The 14,857-nt window shown below is 66.2% G+C and carries 13 protein-coding genes and 2 pseudogenes; 2 read left to right on the top strand and 13 right to left on the bottom strand.

Annotated elements, in window-relative coordinates:
- Positions 1-50: 50 nt before the first annotated feature.
- Positions 51-521, bottom strand: coding sequence for a hypothetical protein (locus KKZ08_RS38320; RefSeq protein WP_223778824.1), 471 nt, complete (start codon positions 519-521; stop codon positions 51-53).
- Positions 522-585: 64 nt separating this feature from the next.
- Positions 586-1,332, bottom strand: coding sequence for a hypothetical protein (locus KKZ08_RS38315; RefSeq protein ID WP_223778823.1), 747 nt, complete (start codon positions 1,330-1,332; stop codon positions 586-588).
- A gap of 213 nt (positions 1,333-1,545) precedes the next feature.
- Here KKZ08_RS38315 and KKZ08_RS38310 point away from each other — a divergent pair, with 213 nt between their 5' ends.
- A complete protein-coding gene (locus KKZ08_RS38310) occupies positions 1,546-2,742 on the top strand; it encodes an IS701 family transposase (protein ID WP_223778822.1) in 1,197 nt (398 codons plus the stop codon).
- Positions 2,743-2,882: 140 nt separating this feature from the next.
- Here the strand turns inward: KKZ08_RS38310 and KKZ08_RS38305 are convergent, their stop codons facing one another.
- From KKZ08_RS38305 to KKZ08_RS38280, 6 genes and pseudogenes are all read right to left on the bottom strand, one after another.
- Positions 2,883-3,440 carry a S1 RNA-binding domain-containing protein gene (locus KKZ08_RS38305; protein WP_223778821.1) on the bottom strand — a complete coding sequence of 186 codons (558 nt, stop codon included), beginning with the start codon at positions 3,438-3,440 and terminating at the stop codon, positions 2,883-2,885.
- A gap of 46 nt (positions 3,441-3,486) precedes the next feature.
- Positions 3,487-4,608: pseudogene (locus tag KKZ08_RS38300) on the bottom strand (IS630 family transposase).
- A gap of 307 nt (positions 4,609-4,915) precedes the next feature.
- Positions 4,916-5,023: pseudogene (locus KKZ08_RS39075) on the bottom strand (DUF1524 domain-containing protein); the annotation flags it as partial.
- A gap of 339 nt (positions 5,024-5,362) precedes the next feature.
- Positions 5,363-5,512 carry a hypothetical protein gene (locus KKZ08_RS38290; protein ID WP_223778820.1) on the bottom strand — a complete coding sequence of 50 codons (150 nt, stop codon included), beginning with the start codon at positions 5,510-5,512 and terminating at the stop codon, positions 5,363-5,365.
- A 448-nt stretch (positions 5,513-5,960) separates the two neighbouring features.
- Positions 5,961-9,080 (bottom strand): RHS repeat-associated core domain-containing protein, encoded by a 3,120-nt coding sequence (locus tag KKZ08_RS38285; protein ID WP_223779360.1) that lies wholly within the window; start codon positions 9,078-9,080, stop codon positions 5,961-5,963.
- A gap of 544 nt (positions 9,081-9,624) precedes the next feature.
- Entirely contained in the window at positions 9,625-10,296 is a 672-nt protein-coding gene (locus tag KKZ08_RS38280; protein WP_223778819.1) for an HNH endonuclease family protein, read from the bottom strand.
- 161 nt (positions 10,297-10,457) lie between these two features.
- Between KKZ08_RS38280 and KKZ08_RS38275 the strand changes: the two genes are divergently transcribed.
- Positions 10,458-10,697, top strand: coding sequence for a hypothetical protein (locus KKZ08_RS38275; RefSeq protein ID WP_223778818.1), 240 nt, complete (start codon positions 10,458-10,460; stop codon positions 10,695-10,697).
- 47 nt (positions 10,698-10,744) lie between these two features.
- Here KKZ08_RS38275 and KKZ08_RS38270 read toward each other — a convergent pair whose 3' ends face one another.
- The 5 genes from KKZ08_RS38270 to KKZ08_RS38245 all read right to left on the bottom strand — a co-directional run bounded on the left by KKZ08_RS38270 (position 10,745) and on the right by KKZ08_RS38245 (position 14,763).
- Positions 10,745-11,392, bottom strand: a complete 648-nt coding sequence (locus KKZ08_RS38270) for a hypothetical protein (protein ID WP_223778817.1) — start codon at positions 11,390-11,392, stop codon at positions 10,745-10,747.
- Complete coding sequence (locus KKZ08_RS38265; RefSeq protein WP_223778816.1) at positions 11,389-11,835, bottom strand: hypothetical protein; 447 nt, start codon at positions 11,833-11,835, stop codon at positions 11,389-11,391. Before KKZ08_RS38265 ends, KKZ08_RS38270 begins: the two co-directional genes overlap by 4 nt.
- A gap of 673 nt (positions 11,836-12,508) precedes the next feature.
- A complete protein-coding gene (locus KKZ08_RS38255) occupies positions 12,509-13,120 on the bottom strand; it encodes a hypothetical protein (RefSeq protein WP_223779394.1) in 612 nt (203 codons plus the stop codon).
- A complete protein-coding gene (locus KKZ08_RS38250) occupies positions 13,101-13,418 on the bottom strand; it encodes a hypothetical protein (RefSeq protein ID WP_223778815.1) in 318 nt (105 codons plus the stop codon). Before KKZ08_RS38250 ends, KKZ08_RS38255 begins: the two co-directional genes overlap by 20 nt.
- A gap of 184 nt (positions 13,419-13,602) precedes the next feature.
- Entirely contained in the window at positions 13,603-14,763 is a 1,161-nt protein-coding gene (locus KKZ08_RS38245; protein WP_223778814.1) for a protein kinase, read from the bottom strand.
- Positions 14,764-14,857: the final 94 nt, after the last annotated feature.

Raw genomic sequence — 14,857 nt, 5'->3', positions numbered from 1 at the left:
AACAGGGCAGGCAGATAGAGACGCGCACCCGCGAGAGCCGGTCTTGCTTCTTAGAAGGGACGCTGTCCATCAACGATCGCCAAGGCCCATCGAGCATTGTCACCCGCCTGGACAGCCAGCTTCTGCTTCGACGGGTCGATGTAAACCCGTCCGATAGTGACCGGGCTTTTGCAGTCGATGCGGCTCGGATTATCTTTCGGACGCTCACGCTTAATAATCTGCATAGTGCTGACGCCAGAACACTTGACGTGCACCGTGTACACCTTTTTGGCGGGTGTGAAGTCGGGCAGGTCTTCACTCCCTGCGCCGTTACGCACCGGGACGAGGTACTTCGGGTGAGCGGGGAGTCGCAGACTCTTCTCCACCTTGTCGCCGCGGCTTGGCGCGGGCGACGCGTCCCCCGTACGGCTCGGTTGAGACACGCTGCTGGTGGGACCAGAGGATCCCTCATCACTGCTCGAGCAGGCAGCAATGAGTACCAGGGGGAGCAAGGCAAGGGATGCGGCCAGTTTTCGGTCCATGGGGTGGTCTCCTGAGAGGTGCGCCCGTCCGGCTGCAACTGCGCCGGACGGGCGTGGACGGAATTTAGTGAACGGTCCATCCCTCGCGGTACGGGGCCCAGAAGGTCACGTACTGCTTGTGGCCGACGGAGCAGTTGGTGTAGCGCGTCCCGCTGTAGCCGTAGACCTTTTCCTTCTTGATGCCGTACTCACCCCTGACCGTCGAGTGCGGCTTCACCTTTCCTCCGATCTCGACTCCCAGCTCTGAGGTCCAGCTTTTCGTGGCCGAGGTTTGGACATCGGCCTTGACCTTGCCCAGCCACAGGACCTTGAGCTCGGAGCTCAGGGTGAGGGAGGCGCCGAGGGTCGTCGTACCAGACCGCTTGGACGTGAACTTGTAATCCATGGAACGCCCCGTGTCATTCGTCGCGTACGTCGAGTACTTGACGGACATGGTGTTCTTGAGATTCTTCGTGATGCGCACGAAGCGGCCGGTTGGGCAGTCTTCGCTCGTCGGCCCGATGGGGTCACCCAGATCAGGCCCGTCAGTCTCACCGGGGATCGGCATGTCCTCGTCCAGCGCGCCGCCGGCATCCACCCCTGGCGCCACCTCCGCACCCGAGGACGGCGCCTCTGTCACTGTCCCGGGCTCCACAGCCGCACCATCGGCGACTACGGGAGCGGCTATCCGGCTGTCATCCGCGAACGCCGTCGCTGGACTGCCCATGATCAGCAGGCCGGTGGTGACTGCGACGACTCTGGTTGCGCGGTTCCTCATAAGGTCCCCCCTGACAGAAAGAAGCGGCCCCTTACCCGGGGCCGCGGTCGCCATGATCACAACATAAGTGCAGGTAGGAGCGCTAGTGCTGTGACCGCAAAGGTTCACCGGCCTGGGGAGTGTGCCTCCTTTGACTGAGCAGACGTTCAGGAACACTCGCGCAAGGGAGCTGTCGCAGGAAGGCAGCGCATCACACGCCGGCGGATGAGCCTTGTCGTCGGGAGAGGGCTAGTACTGCAACGGTCTTTGGCGTGACTGGTGGCCAGCTTGGTCGTCTATGTGGTTATGGGCGGGGAGCTTGCTGATGTCACGTTGTGGGCCGGGGAACTGGGTGCGGTGCACGAGCGGTTCGTGCACCGGTTCAACAGGGAAGAGCCGCGGCAGTCGGCGCTTGCCTATATGCGGGGGCTGATCGCTCCGCTGGAGCGGAAGAACGGCTGGACACTCGCGGAAGAAGCCGGGCACGCGGGCCCTGACCGGATCCACCGGCTGCTGAACCGGATCGAGTGGGACGCCGACGAAGTCCTTGACGACGTGCGCGACTACGTCGTTGAGCACCTCGGAGACCGGGATGCCGTCCTGATCATCGATGACACCGGATTCCTCAAGAAGGGCATCCGCTCGGCCGGGGTGCAACGTCAATACTCCGGCACCGCCGGTCGCACCGAGAACAGTCAGATCGGTGTGTTCTCGCCTACGCGCAGCCGCGGACGCACGTTGATCGACCGCCGTTTGTATCTGCCCACCTCCTGGACCGACGACCGGGAAAGGTGCCGACAAGCTGGCATCAAGGACACTGTCGCCTTCGAGACGAAGGTAGCCATGGCCAAAGCGATGGTCCGCCGGGCGATCCACGACAGGATCCCGTTCGGATGGGTGACGGCCGATGCCGCCTACGGCTACAGCAAGGGCTGGCGCTTCGAGCTGGAACAGGCCGACGTCTTCCATGTCATGGCCACCACCCGGCACGACACCGTCGTCACCCGCTGGTCCATCGACCACCCCGTCCACGATCTTTTCCCGGCCTGCCCAGACAGAAGTGGAAGCGCCGTTCCTGCGGCAACGGGGCCCATGGCCCACGGGTCTACGACTGGGCCCGAGTGGAGGTCCGCCCTGGCACCGGCCCGACCGGCAACACTGGGTCATCGCCCGCCGAAGCGTTCGCTTACCGAGGAGATCTCTTACTACATCGCCTACTGCCCGGCAGGCACCACGCTGGACGAACTGATCCGCGTCGCGGGCAGCCGCTGGGCCATTGAGGAGTGCTTCCAGACCGCGAAGGGCGAGTGCGGCCTGGATGAGTACCAGGTCCGCCGCTACGACGGCTGGCACCGCCACATGACCCTGGCCATGGCCGCCCACGCCTGCCTGACCGTCCTGCGGGCCCGGCAACTGGACACACACAAAGCAGAAACGGATCCTCCGAGCTCATCCACCTCAGCCTCGCCGAGATCAGACGCCTGATCACCCGCCTCACCAACCGCCGACCGGTGTCCATCGACCACATCCTGCACTGGTCAGCCTGGCGACGACGACGTCAACAGCAAGCCCGCACCAGCCACTACACACGACGCGGACACCCACCCCCACACCCCGAACAACCATCACAACAAAGACCGTTGCAGTACTAGCCTGCGTCGCTCTCGGTCGATCTCGGTGACGACCACCGTGATCTTGTCGCCGACCTGGACGACATCTGATGGAGTCTCCACCGGTGTCCAGGCGAGCTCTCGCAAGTGAACCAGTCCCTCGATGCCGTCGGTGACCTGGACGAAGACGCCGAACGGGATCAGCTTGGTGACCTGGCCAGGCAGTTTCTGCCCCACCGCGATGGTGTCAGCGAATACCTGAAAGGGGTCCGGCTGTGTGGCTTTCAAGGACAGTCTGGCCTCCAGGTTCCACGTGTCGAACTGGAGGAACTCGCATGAGAGGCGCTGTCCGATCTGCACGACATCGGAGGCTGCGTCGAAACGTCGCCAGGACAGCTCAGCGAAGGAGATGAACCCGACGCCAGGGAAGACCGGATGGTCGGGGCTGTCGTCCAGCGCAACGAACACACCGAACCGTTCGATCGCTGTGACGGTGCCGGAAAGGAACTCGCCGCGGTGCAGTGATTCCAGGAAGGCCCAGAGTTCTGGGTTCTCAGACGGTCCGCCCATCATGCTCCCAGCCTTTCACGAGGAGCCGTGCACTGGGTGGGAAGTGCGCTCACGCTGCGGTCTTGAGGGGACGTCCGCCCCAGCGGATGCCCTTCTCGCTGCGGATGCGGGCGCGTTCACGTCGTTCGGCGGACAGGACGTCGCGGTGGCGGGCGTTGGCGTTGCGCCAGCGCAGGTAGGCGTGCAGGGCCCGTGTCTGGACGGTGTGGTTGGGGTGGTGGGAGTTGGCGATGGTGAACTGCCGAAGCGGTCCGAAGTGGGCTTCGATCGGGTTCGCCCAGGATGCATAGGTCGGGGTGAAGCACAGCTCGACCTTGTTCTTCCTCGCCCAGCGGCGGATGTCGGCGCCTTTGTGGGCGGACAGGTTGTCCAGGATCACGTAGATCGGGGCGCCGTCGGGCCGGGCAGCGCGGATCGACTTCAGCGCGGCCAGCGTGTTGGCGGCGCGCCCTTTCTGCGGCGGTTGACGCCCCACAGGGTGTCGTCGCCGATCGAGTAGCAGCCGTGGAAGTAGCGCACGCCGTGGGTGCGGTGGTAGGTGGCGGGCAGCCGGTCGGGGCGCTTCTGCTCAGCCCAGCCTGAGCCCGCGGTGGGACGGATCCCGAGCGGGCCGAACTCGTCGAAGGCGAAGACCCGGTCGGAGAAGCGGTCGAGGACCTCCTCGATCCGGTCCAGCTTCGCCTCGCGGTCGGGGTCCGGGGACCTTCCATGTCTTGATGCGCTGGAAGGTAATGCCGCGGCGGGCGAGCAGGCAGCGTAACGCCTCGCGGCCGATGCGGACCACGTGGCCGTGGGCTTTGCGCAGGTAGGCGACGAGCTTGCGCAGGGACCAGCGGGTGAAGGGCTGGCCGAGCTTGGCCGGGCGGGTGATGGCCGTCTGGATGACGAAGTCTTCGTCGTCAGGGCTGAGTTGGCGGGGACGGCCTCCCGCCCACCTAGGGTCCAGACAGGCCAGGCCCATCTCGTTGAACCGGTGGATCACGTCCCGGACAGTGTCCTCGTCGGCCTGCACCAGCTGGGCGATCACGGGCACCCGGTTCCCGCCGGCCGAGGCCAGCAGCATCATCGCGCGCCGGTAACGCACCGAGCTGGTGCTGCCCCGACGCACGATCTGCTGCAGCTTCTGCCCCTCCTGGTCGGTCAGTCTGCGCACGCGGACAGGCTCGGCCACCGCACCTCCAGCGGTTGGATCGGACGTCACCACCCATCCAACCGCCACGATCACCAAACCGGCCAACCTATGCGGTCAGAGCACTAGACACTTGAGGGAACCGTGAGGTTCTCCCAGACGCTGGGATCTACACGTGGTGCACACTGATCGCCGGGCTCGGCACGGCGCCGGTGCCGCCCAGGGGGATGTCCGCCAAGTGCCATGCCGGACGCCCCCCGGACGCCGAGGGCAGAGACGCGAGGGTCAGCCGGCGGGCTCGTACTCCACCGTCTCCTGCCCGCACCCAGCAGCCAGTTCCCGCAGCGCCTGCGCCGAGGTGGTTGGCGTAGGCCTTGCGGCGCTGGGCACTCCAGGTGCTGGCGCCGGAGTCCCAGGCTTCGGCGAGCGGCACCATGTGGTCGAGATGTCCAAGGCCGCGGGGCTGGGTGAGGGTCTGGCCGTCGACGTAGGAGTGCCTCGAATCCGCAGAGAGTTCACGACGGTGCGCCCGCTGCCTTGTTGGCCGCGACGATCCGGGGCTGCTCCAGGCGGGCCCTCGTCGTCCAGGCCGTCGACTCCGGGCACAGCTGAGTCGGCCGGCGTCCGGGGCATACGACACGGTGCGGACGTGGTCGGCGAGGCGGCCACGGAGAGGGGACGTACCAGGGCCCCGGCTGGGCGGAGAAGACCAGCCGGGGCCCTATGAGACCGGCAGCGAGCAGCGTCACCTCTTCATGAGAACGTTCGTCTTCAGGTGAGGTGTGGGGCTGATGACCTAGTTGCGGCGGCGCCGTGCCCACCACACCATGCCGACCAAAATCACAATGGCAAGAACGATGAGCACCACAAGGTCGGTCGTACTGCTGACCTCATAGACGCCGCGAGCCATGGTTAGCCCCATCTTCACCTGCATCACCTCGGTCACTGCCCGTGTGAGGCCTGCGGGCCCCACACGTGTCGGTCCTAACGGTGCTTGAAGTGCTTGTAGCGGATGACCGCTATCCCGGCTCCGGGCGCCAGGAGTATGAGTGGCGCGGTCAGTGCTGCAGGCCGGGTCTAAGCCCTGCAGGAACACGTGCGCGCCAGCAACTGACTCCGGAAGCGCGAGGGCCCCGACCAGATGTCCGGTCGGGGCCCTCGTCTACTTTGTCCTTGTTCCGCGTTGTCGATGCCGAACCATCCAGAGCCCAATGCATGCAATCAGGACAGCGGTGAAGAGCACTGACACGGTGACGCGTACGGCAAGCCACGCGTTGCCAGGCGGGTGCCACAGCGCTTCTGCCAGGTTCAACATAACCGCGAGTGAAAAGGTAAGCCATAAAGCGCTTTTAGTGCCGTTGGCATACTTTTCCGGGCTCACTATTATTTTCCTCTCACTCAGTCGCCCACGCGTACGGGTTGAAGCAGCTGTTCAGGTCCTTTGCTTCATCCTTGAGCGAGTTATCGGTGTCCTCCCACGCCTTCTTTGCATAACACCCGGCCGGTGCCACGCTTGAGGCCCTGCCCAGGAATCGGGGTCCCTTGTCTTTGACGAAGCGGGCCGATGCTTTAACGAACTCAGGCCAAAGACCGGTGGGATCGATGTTGTTGACAGGGTCACCTGCCGCATACAGGTAGGGGTTCTGTTCCTGGCCGGAGGGGTCGGGCTGGGTGAAGCGGCCGATGTTGGGATCGTAGTAACGGGCGGAGTAGTGGTACAGGCCGGTCGGGTCCTGGTAGCCGCCAGCAAACTGGTAGGGCTGTGCGATCTTTTCGCTGGTCGCTGCCCGGGTGACTCCGCGGGGACTGTAGGAGTAGGAGTTGACCTTCGTACCGGACTCGTCCGCGAGCGCGACGACGGAACCGATCGCGTCGCTGAGGTAGAAGTACGTCTTCCCGTCCCGGGTCATGGAGTTGAGTGTGCCCCCGGGCTCGCGGTTGAAGCCGGTGTCCACACCGCCGGTGGATATGGCGGACAGGCCCAGGGGGCCGTTGTGGAAGAAGGTGTCGCCGAGCTTGACGCGCTCGCTCTGGTCGGTGGAGCCGTACTGGCCCGTGTACGTCTTGCCGCCCACGGTAAGCGAGGTGAGCTGGCTGTGATCCGACCACTTCTCGCCGGTCCGGGTGCCCTCCGGGGTGGAGGCGCCGGCGGTCTCGTTGCCCTCGAGGTCGTAGGACCAGTTGGTGGTGGAGCCGTTCTTGCCGGTGATCTGCTGGGCGTCGTTGACGGTGTACGTCGTACCGCGCGGGCAGCCCTCGGCGGTGCCCTGGCTGGTGAGGTTGCCCGCCAGGTCGTAGCAGTACTGCCAGGACGAGTTGAGCGCGGTGCCCTTGTTCTCGGCGGCGTAGGAGAAGCGGCCGGCGCCGTCGTAGGTGTAGCTGGTCTTCGTGCCCGCCACGGCGTCGGCCAGAGTGCGGATCTTGTCGCCGTCGGTCTTGGCGTCGGTGCCGTATCCGTAGGTGTAGGCGAGGTCGACCAGGGTGCCCTTGCCGGACTTGGCCGTGATCTTCTTCGGGCGGCTGGAGTTGTCGACGTCGACCGTCTGCACCGTGCCGCCGGAGTAGGTGGTCTCGGTACGAACATCGTTGCGGTTGTACTTGTACGTTGTCATCCGGCCCTGCGGATCCTTGAGGTCCTTGAGCTTGTTGACCTCGTTCCAGGTGTAGTCGACCTTGCCGGCCGGGTCCTGGTAGTAGTCGACGTTGCCCGCCGGGGTGTAGGCGAGCAGGGTCTGCGAACCGTCCTGCAGGGTGCGGATGGTTTCGCGCTGGAGTGGGTCGAACCGGTAGGTGATGGTGCCGGTGGAGTCGTCGCGCTGGCGCAGGTTGCCGTCACCGTCATACCAGTAGCGGACCGTCCCGTTGCTGGTGGAGACCGTCGTGATCCGGTCGAGGTTGTCGTAGGTGAAGACCTTCTTGATGCCGCGGCCGTCAGTGAGGGTTTCGGTGCGGCCCAGGCTGTCGTACGTGAAGGTGGTCTCCCCTAGCGGCTTCGGCGGGACGGCCTTGGTCAGATTGCCCTTGGCGTCGTAGGTGAAGGACGTCTTGACTGTCTTCGTCGACGACATCTTCGTCTCGGCCGCGCACCGCTGGCCCTCGAACCCGCCGCACGTGGGAGTCGCGGGGTTGTAGGTGTACGAGACGCTGCCGCCGCCCGTGCCGGTCTGAGCAACCGACTTCGTGTTGCCGGCCGTGTCGTAGGTGAAGGCGGTCTTCTCGCCGTCGGCGTTCGTCGAGTCCTTCGGTACGTCGCCACCGGCGATCGTCTGCCAGCTCGTGACCGACTTCCCGCCGGTCGGCGACTTGATGGACTCCAGGTTGTTGCGGGTGTTGAACCCGTAGTCGGTCACGTTGCCGCCGGTGGTACCGGTGCCCATCGCGTCGGTGGCCGTGTCGACGTTGTGGTTCGCGTCGAACTTCGTCTTCCGGTTCCGGTCGAGCGCATCAGTGACATCGGTGACCTGACCGTCCCCGTCGTGCTTGTACTTCGTCGCGTGCTCCTCCGGATCGGTCACCGTCGTCGTACCTGCGGCCGTCGGCGAGTCCGCGCTGTAGGCGTAGCTCCAGGTGGGGCCGGTGTGGCCGGTGCCGTTGAGCTCGGTGGCGCGCAGCATGGAGGTGACGCGGTTGGCTTCGTCGTAAGTGAAGACGGTGACCCGGCCCTCTGCCGTGGTGATTTTGGTGAGGCGGTTGGAGGTGTCGTAGCCGAAGGTGGTGGTCTTGCCTTCGGCATCGGTGGTCTTGTGCAGGTTGCCGTCGGGGTCGAGGTCGAAGACGGCGGTGCGGCCGGAGTTGTCCTTGGCCTGCCACTGTGAGGCATCGGTTTTGAGCAGGTCGATCCAGCGGCCGGAGCGGGTCTCGGTCAGTTTGAAGCCCTTGTGCTCGTCGCCCTCGTCGTGCTGGGTGACGGTGACGGTGCCCTTGTTCTTGTCCGTGACCTTGGTCAGGGTGCCGTGCTGGTTGTAGGTGTCCTTGGAGTGCGACTTCCAGTTGGTGACGGTGTAGGTGCCGTCGGTGTTCTTCTTCAGTTCCTTCGAGTAGCCCTTGGGGGTCGTGAAGGTGCCGTCTGCGGCCTTCTTGAAGCGCAGGGTATCGCCGGAGGCGTCGTACAGGACCACTTCATTTTCGAGGACCTGGAGGTAGCGCTCGTACTGCTGCCACCAGCGCTGGGACACTTTGCCCCACGGCGCGTCCAGGGAGTTGTAGGTGCGGGCCAGAGTCAGCTGCTGGCCGACGCCGGCGATGGAGAAGTCGGTGGCGGTCAGCATCAGGTTGCCGGTGGAGAAGTTGATCCGGGCCGTGAGTGCGTCCGTGATGGCGAAGTTGCTGATCTTGTGCCACGGAACATCGCCCTGCCCCTCGGGCACGTGAGCGGGGATCTCCCGGACAGAGCGGGCCGAGCCGCCCTCAGTGCGCTTCTTCTGCTGCGCACGCCAGGCCGCGACCTCGTCGGAGGGCGTGCCTTCGGCCTGCGGTGCGACAGGCTTGTTCGTCCCGACCTTCACGTCGGGCATCGTGAACGACGGGGCGTCCTTGCCCCACGCCGACCCCGGCTCGTCGGCCGCGGCGGTGCCCGCAGCCGGCAGCAGGGACAGCGTCAGAGCGCCGGCCGCCAGAGCGGTGGCGGTGGCGTAGCTGGTTCTTTTCCGGGCACGCGAAACACGCGCACCGACGGTGCGTTGCGGCAAGGCTTCCCCCCACAGGAAGACACATCTCGCAGACCCCAGTGGTCACGAAAGGCCCACAACCTGACACACAGCCACTTGGGACACGCCACGATTCCCTCGAACGCACGTACTACACGAGAGGGAATCGGCCTCTCTCCATGCTCAGGGCGAGGCGGCCTGAAACGTGCGGCAACCACCCGTCCCACCACGGCAGTTGCACCCTGCGCACCCTGCACTGGCGACAAGGTGACCGGGAACCTTCAGGTCCGCCCTGCCCGAGCGGCAATTGACGGCTCAATCGCCCCGCCGCGGCACCCCGCGCCGGAGCCGGACCCGGTCTGCGATCACGCCGGGCGCCCCTGCCCGGCAGACGCCGGAGCGGGGGCCAGGCTCAGCCGGCGGGTTCGTACTTCACCGTCTCCTGCCCGCACCCGGCAGCCAGCTCCCGCAGCGCCTGCCGCTCGGCCTTGTCGACGGACAGGCCCCACCGGAGCTTGGTCGCCACCCAGTGCGTGGTGTAAGTGCAGCGGGCATCGGCGAGCGGCGGCTGCCATTCGGCCGGGTCCTGGTCGGACTTCGACCGGTTGCTGCGCGCGGTCACGGCCACCAGCGACCGCTCGTCACCGAGGTCGTTGGCGTAGGCCTTGCGGCGCTTTGTGCTCCACGTGCTGGCGCCGGAGTCCCAGGCCTCGGCGAGGGGCACCATGTGGGCGATGTCCAGGCCGCGGGGCTGGGTGAGGGTCTCGCCGTCGTAGTACGAGTGCCACTCCCCTGCGGTGACCTTGCAGCCCGCTGCGATGGTCGGGGCGGTGCGGGACTCGGCGATGAGGACCTCCTCGCGGGTGTTGCACCCATCACGGTCCTCGTCGGTCCAGTGCTGGAACCGGGAGCGCTGGTATCCCTCCCGTGACTCCGCGGCCCTCGGCAGAGCGGCGACCGCCTGCTCCAGCGTCATCGGAAACGCGACCAGGTCAGCGTCGGCGGCCGAGGCCGCCGACATCGTGGTGAGGGGCAGGGCGAGGAAGGCTGCGGCCAGGGCCGCGCGCATACAAGTGGTGACCACAACCTGGTCATACCGGCGCCCGCCGGCCGCCGGGGACGGTTCGGGTGGAGCGTCACCCGCGCGAGCGCAAAGGTCGTACCGGCGAACCGTGCCACACCAGAGCCGGACACGACCAGCAGATCGAACTGGAAAGCGGGCGGCCCGGCTTAAGATCCGTGACCGTGGCAGACATCTCCGATGAACTGATCAAGCTGGAACGCTCCGCCGAAGAAGCACGAGCGAAGCTCGCGGGCCTGGTCGGCGAGGAGTACCAGGCGCAGTGGCGCAGCTGGTACGAGGCGGCAGCCGCCTTCCAGGCCGCCGTCACCGCGCACGCCAAAGCCACCGGCCAGCCGCGGCACGAGGTTGAGCAGGCCGTGAAGAAGGCAGTGCGGCACGCCGACGAGGACCCGGCGGAATAGCCCCCCACACCGCGGGCCTCCCCCGGACCGCACGCATACCTTCTGGGCTACCAGTCGGTGAAGTTCACGACGTGGGTGCAGTGCGGATCGGAGTCATCATCTGTCCAGTACTGCTCCTCGTCGAGCAGCGACGGCAGGGAGGCGAGCAAGGCGGTGGTGGCGTTTGACGGGCGTACGTCGACGGCGACGGCCTCGGGGGTCTCTGCCGGGTGGAGGTACAGACGTAGTCGGTCCTGGTCCAGGAAGCAGAATCCACGTAGCAGAAGGCTGGGCTTCTCGTCCGTGTATGGCTGAGCGAAGCAGCGCAGGATCCCGAGAGCACGGTCATCCGTGGTGGGGCCCGGTGCGTCCAGGGCTGAGGGGTCTACGCGGACGAGGACCATGCCCATCACCTGGGTGATGTGATCACTTGAGTAGATGCGAGTACCGGTGACGAGGGTACGCAGAAGCGCCGTAACCTCCTGCGCCGTGGCTGGTTCCTTGTCCCATTGCAGAGGGATTTCGTAGGCGATCAACTCGTCCGGCGTGTAAGCGCTCGCTTCACCCATGACAATCCGGATGACCGCAGATGAGGCAGGTGCGGGTAGGACGCCCCGGATGAAGTGTGTGCCGGTGACCGGTGCGTGGACATGGTGGAGCAGCAGGCGGGTGAGGTCCGCCTGCTGCTCCGCGATCTCATCGTGCGTGGATGTCATTCACTTACCCAGTTTGGACACTTGTTGCGGGGCTGGTTCTTGCAGAACGCGTTGATGACGCCGATCTTCTGACCTCGGCCTGCATCGTAGTCCCCATCGCTCGTCTTACGGGCCCACTGGACGATGACGACGATCTTCACGTGGCGGCTGCCGTTGGTGGCGATACCGTAGTACTCGAGCCGTGCGCCGTCTGTCTTGTCGGGCTTTCCGTTGAGTGGGCCTTCGACGACCTTGCAATTCTTGATATTATGTTTGTGAGTGAAGTGGTTCCAGCCGAACTTACTGTTGCCGTAACGGGTCGGGATGTTTCTGCCTTCCCAGTCCTTCTGCTTGCATCTGATGCGCTTGTTCCAGTCAGGAGCCGCCTGCACGGGTGTGGCAAGGCCGACGAGAAGCGTGCTTGCTGCGAGCGACGCCGTGGCTAATGTGGAGATCTTCTTCATGACTCGACCATGACATCGCACCGACTGCCTGTCCCTGGATTTTTTTGGGCCGTGGCTCGAATTGCTAGCCCGTCCCGGCTGGACATCAACATCAGTAATCCTTGAAAACGGAATGAATTCATTTCCGCAGGCTCCGAAACACGGATGTAGGCCGACCAAATCGGTGGGATGAAGAGCGCGTACACCGCCAGATGGACGAGGGGTCGTGTCGCGCAAACGCTGGTGCGGGGCGAGTTGGTCGGGTGGATCTGATGCACCCGCTCGAGGTCGGCCAGGACGCGATCGTCCCCGCCTGGGAGAACCACGACGCCCGTGACCGCCTGCGAGTTGCCCGTCGTCGGTCCGGCGCCATGCCTGTACATGGTGCTCGCCATCCGCGACGCACACGTCCTGGACCGCTGAAGAAGGCGGTGCGGCACGCCACCCCGTATGGGCTCGTGGCTATGCATCACCTTGCGGGGTCGGTGGCTGAGCATGGGCGTACTGGCTGACGCAGAACCCGGCTTCCCCGGGAACCCGGTGGGGCTGGCTGGGACCGGTGGCGTTGAGATGCGCGGCGATCGCGTACGCCACGGCGTTGACCGTGTCAAGGTCCGCCGAGTGGATGGTGATCCAGGCCAGGCCAGGCCCGGCTGGGTGAGGTGTGCGTCGTAGCTCATGCTCCTGCTGACGCTTACGAGAATGCGGTCGGTTCGGCCTCTGTGCCGGATTCACTCCCGGGCGTGACAGATGCCGCATCACCTTGGCCCAGCAGACAAGACAGCTCAGCGCCCTCATGCCGCCATCGAGGAGCAGGGCGTCCCGGCGCTGCTCGCACGCGCCTACGTGGTCGTGGCCGCCGGAACAGGAGATGGCATCCCGTGACCTGGCCGTCGCGTTGGGACGCAACCCGAACACCATCGGCCCTGACCTGTGCGGGCTGCTGCGGGCGGTGGGGGTCACTCGGTCCAACCGAGGAAAGATCGGGGGCGCCGGGCTGCCAGGCCCGGATCAGGTGCGGCAGGCGCAGCAGGTCGGGCCACCAGGGCAGGTCGTGCCCGGCGAGGGCGGCGACGTCGCCCCAGTCGGCCTCGTATTCGATGCCCGGGTGCGCGGTGTCGGCCGCGACCAGCGCCGGCCCGCGGAAGCTCATGTCCCCGTACAGGGCGCAGACGGTGACGACGCCGTCGGGGTTGCCGCTGCCGGCGACCTCGGTGGCGACGTCGGTGGCGACCTTGCGGTCGTCGCAGTGCACGATCCGGATCACGCCGAGGGCGGTGTGCCAGTCATGCGCGGGGCCGCGCACGGTGTCCTTGTAGCCGGCCCACCGGCCGGGCGGCAGGTCCTCGGGGAGCGGGCGCAGCAGTACGGCGCCGCGGTGGGCGAACTCCGGGGTGTTGGCCGCCCCACTGGTAGACCTGGAAGCCGTCCCAGATCTCCTCGGGCTCCTTCCGGCTGCCGAAGGCCGCCAGCGGATCGTGCGGCGGTTCGGTCGGCTGGGGGAAGTCGTCGTACTTCCTCACCAGCCGCCACAGCCCGAAGGAGTTGATGCCCAGCAGCCGCTGGACCTCCGTCCTGGACAGGTAGCTATTACTCACGCCCATACCGCTGCTCCTCACCGTCCCGGGGCCGCTTCGTCCCCAGGTCAGATCATGGGACGCACCGGTGGGCGGCACGTCCAGAGCGGCCCTTCCTGCCTGATTCCTCATGGGCATTGGCCGAGAAAGCGCCCTCGCCGCTCCCCTGACGCGGTCCTACCCGCAAGTGGTTCAGAGGCTCCTCAGCTAATCAGTCGATGATGTGCACGGTGACGTACATGTCGCCGGGCGCACCGCCGTGCTTGCCGGGGCCACCGAGCTCGCGGATCCGTACCTTCTGGCCGTCGCGGATGCCCGCTGGGATGCGGACCTTGTAGGTGTGCTGCTCCCGGATGAGCCGGCCTCCCCCTTCACAGGTCGTGCAGGACCGGGCCGCCTTCTCGTCTGTCCTGGTGGCGCAGGCGGGGCACGGTTTGTGCGCGGTGATCCGCAGGGGGATGACCGCGCCGTGGGTGGCCTCCGCCGGGGTGACGTCGATGTCGTGGGCGAGGTCCTTGCCGCGGCTGGGCAGGGTGGCCCCGAAGTAACGGTCGTTGATCTCTTTGAGAGCGGCCCACACCTGCCCACTGGCCGGGCGCTGGGCAGGGTCCTTTGCCAGGAGCCGGGCGGTGAACCGCTCCAGCTCTGCGGGGGCGTCCGGACGAAGGGTGCGCAGCGGCGCCGGATCTTCGGTGAGGTGCTGGTTGACCAGGCGCCAGGAGGTGCCGGTGAAGGGCCGGCGGCCGGTGACCATCTCGTAGAGCACGCAGCCCAGGGAGTACATGTCGGAGCGGTGGTCGAACGTGCCGGACAGGGCCTCGGGGGCCATGTAGGCGGGGGTACCGATCAGGACGCCGGTGGTGGTGATGTCGTGCCGGGCGTCACTGCTGCGGGTGATACCGAAGTCGACGACCGTGGCCTCGCCGGTGGAGCGGACGATGATGTTGGACGGCTTGATGTCCCGGTGGGTCAGGCCCGCTTCGTGCGCGGCCTCCAGGGCGTCGGCGACGCAGGCCGCCGTGTACATGGCTTTCGACAGGGAGAGCCGCCCGGCCTCGAGGACCGTGCTGAGCGACTTGCCGGGCAGCAGCTGCATCACCAGATAGGCGTGCCGGAGCCCGTCGTACACCGCGGATCCGAAGTCGTGCACGATGACGATGCGGGGGTGGGACAGACCGCCGGCGACCGCAGCCTCGCGGGCGAACCGGGCCACCTGCCGGTCGTGGTCCGCGCCGCCGTCGCCGGTGAGGACCTTGACCGCCACCTGCCGGTCGACCTTGGGGTCGTGCGCCTTCCAGACCTGACCGAAGCCGCCCGCACCGATCGGTTCGATCAGTCGGTAGCGGCCGTCCAGCACGGTCCCTGCCCGCACGACTCCCCCTCTTTCGACGCTCACCGCGGCAGCGGCGCACGGTGTACCAGACGTGTACCCGTCACGCTACGCCGCGACAACCACCAGTAACAGG

Source organism: Streptomyces sp. 135 (assembly GCF_020026305.1).
Classification (GTDB): domain Bacteria; phylum Actinomycetota; class Actinomycetes; order Streptomycetales; family Streptomycetaceae; genus Streptomyces.
The sequence above is the reverse complement of the archived record's forward strand: the minus strand, read 5'-3'. Positions and strand labels throughout refer to the sequence as shown.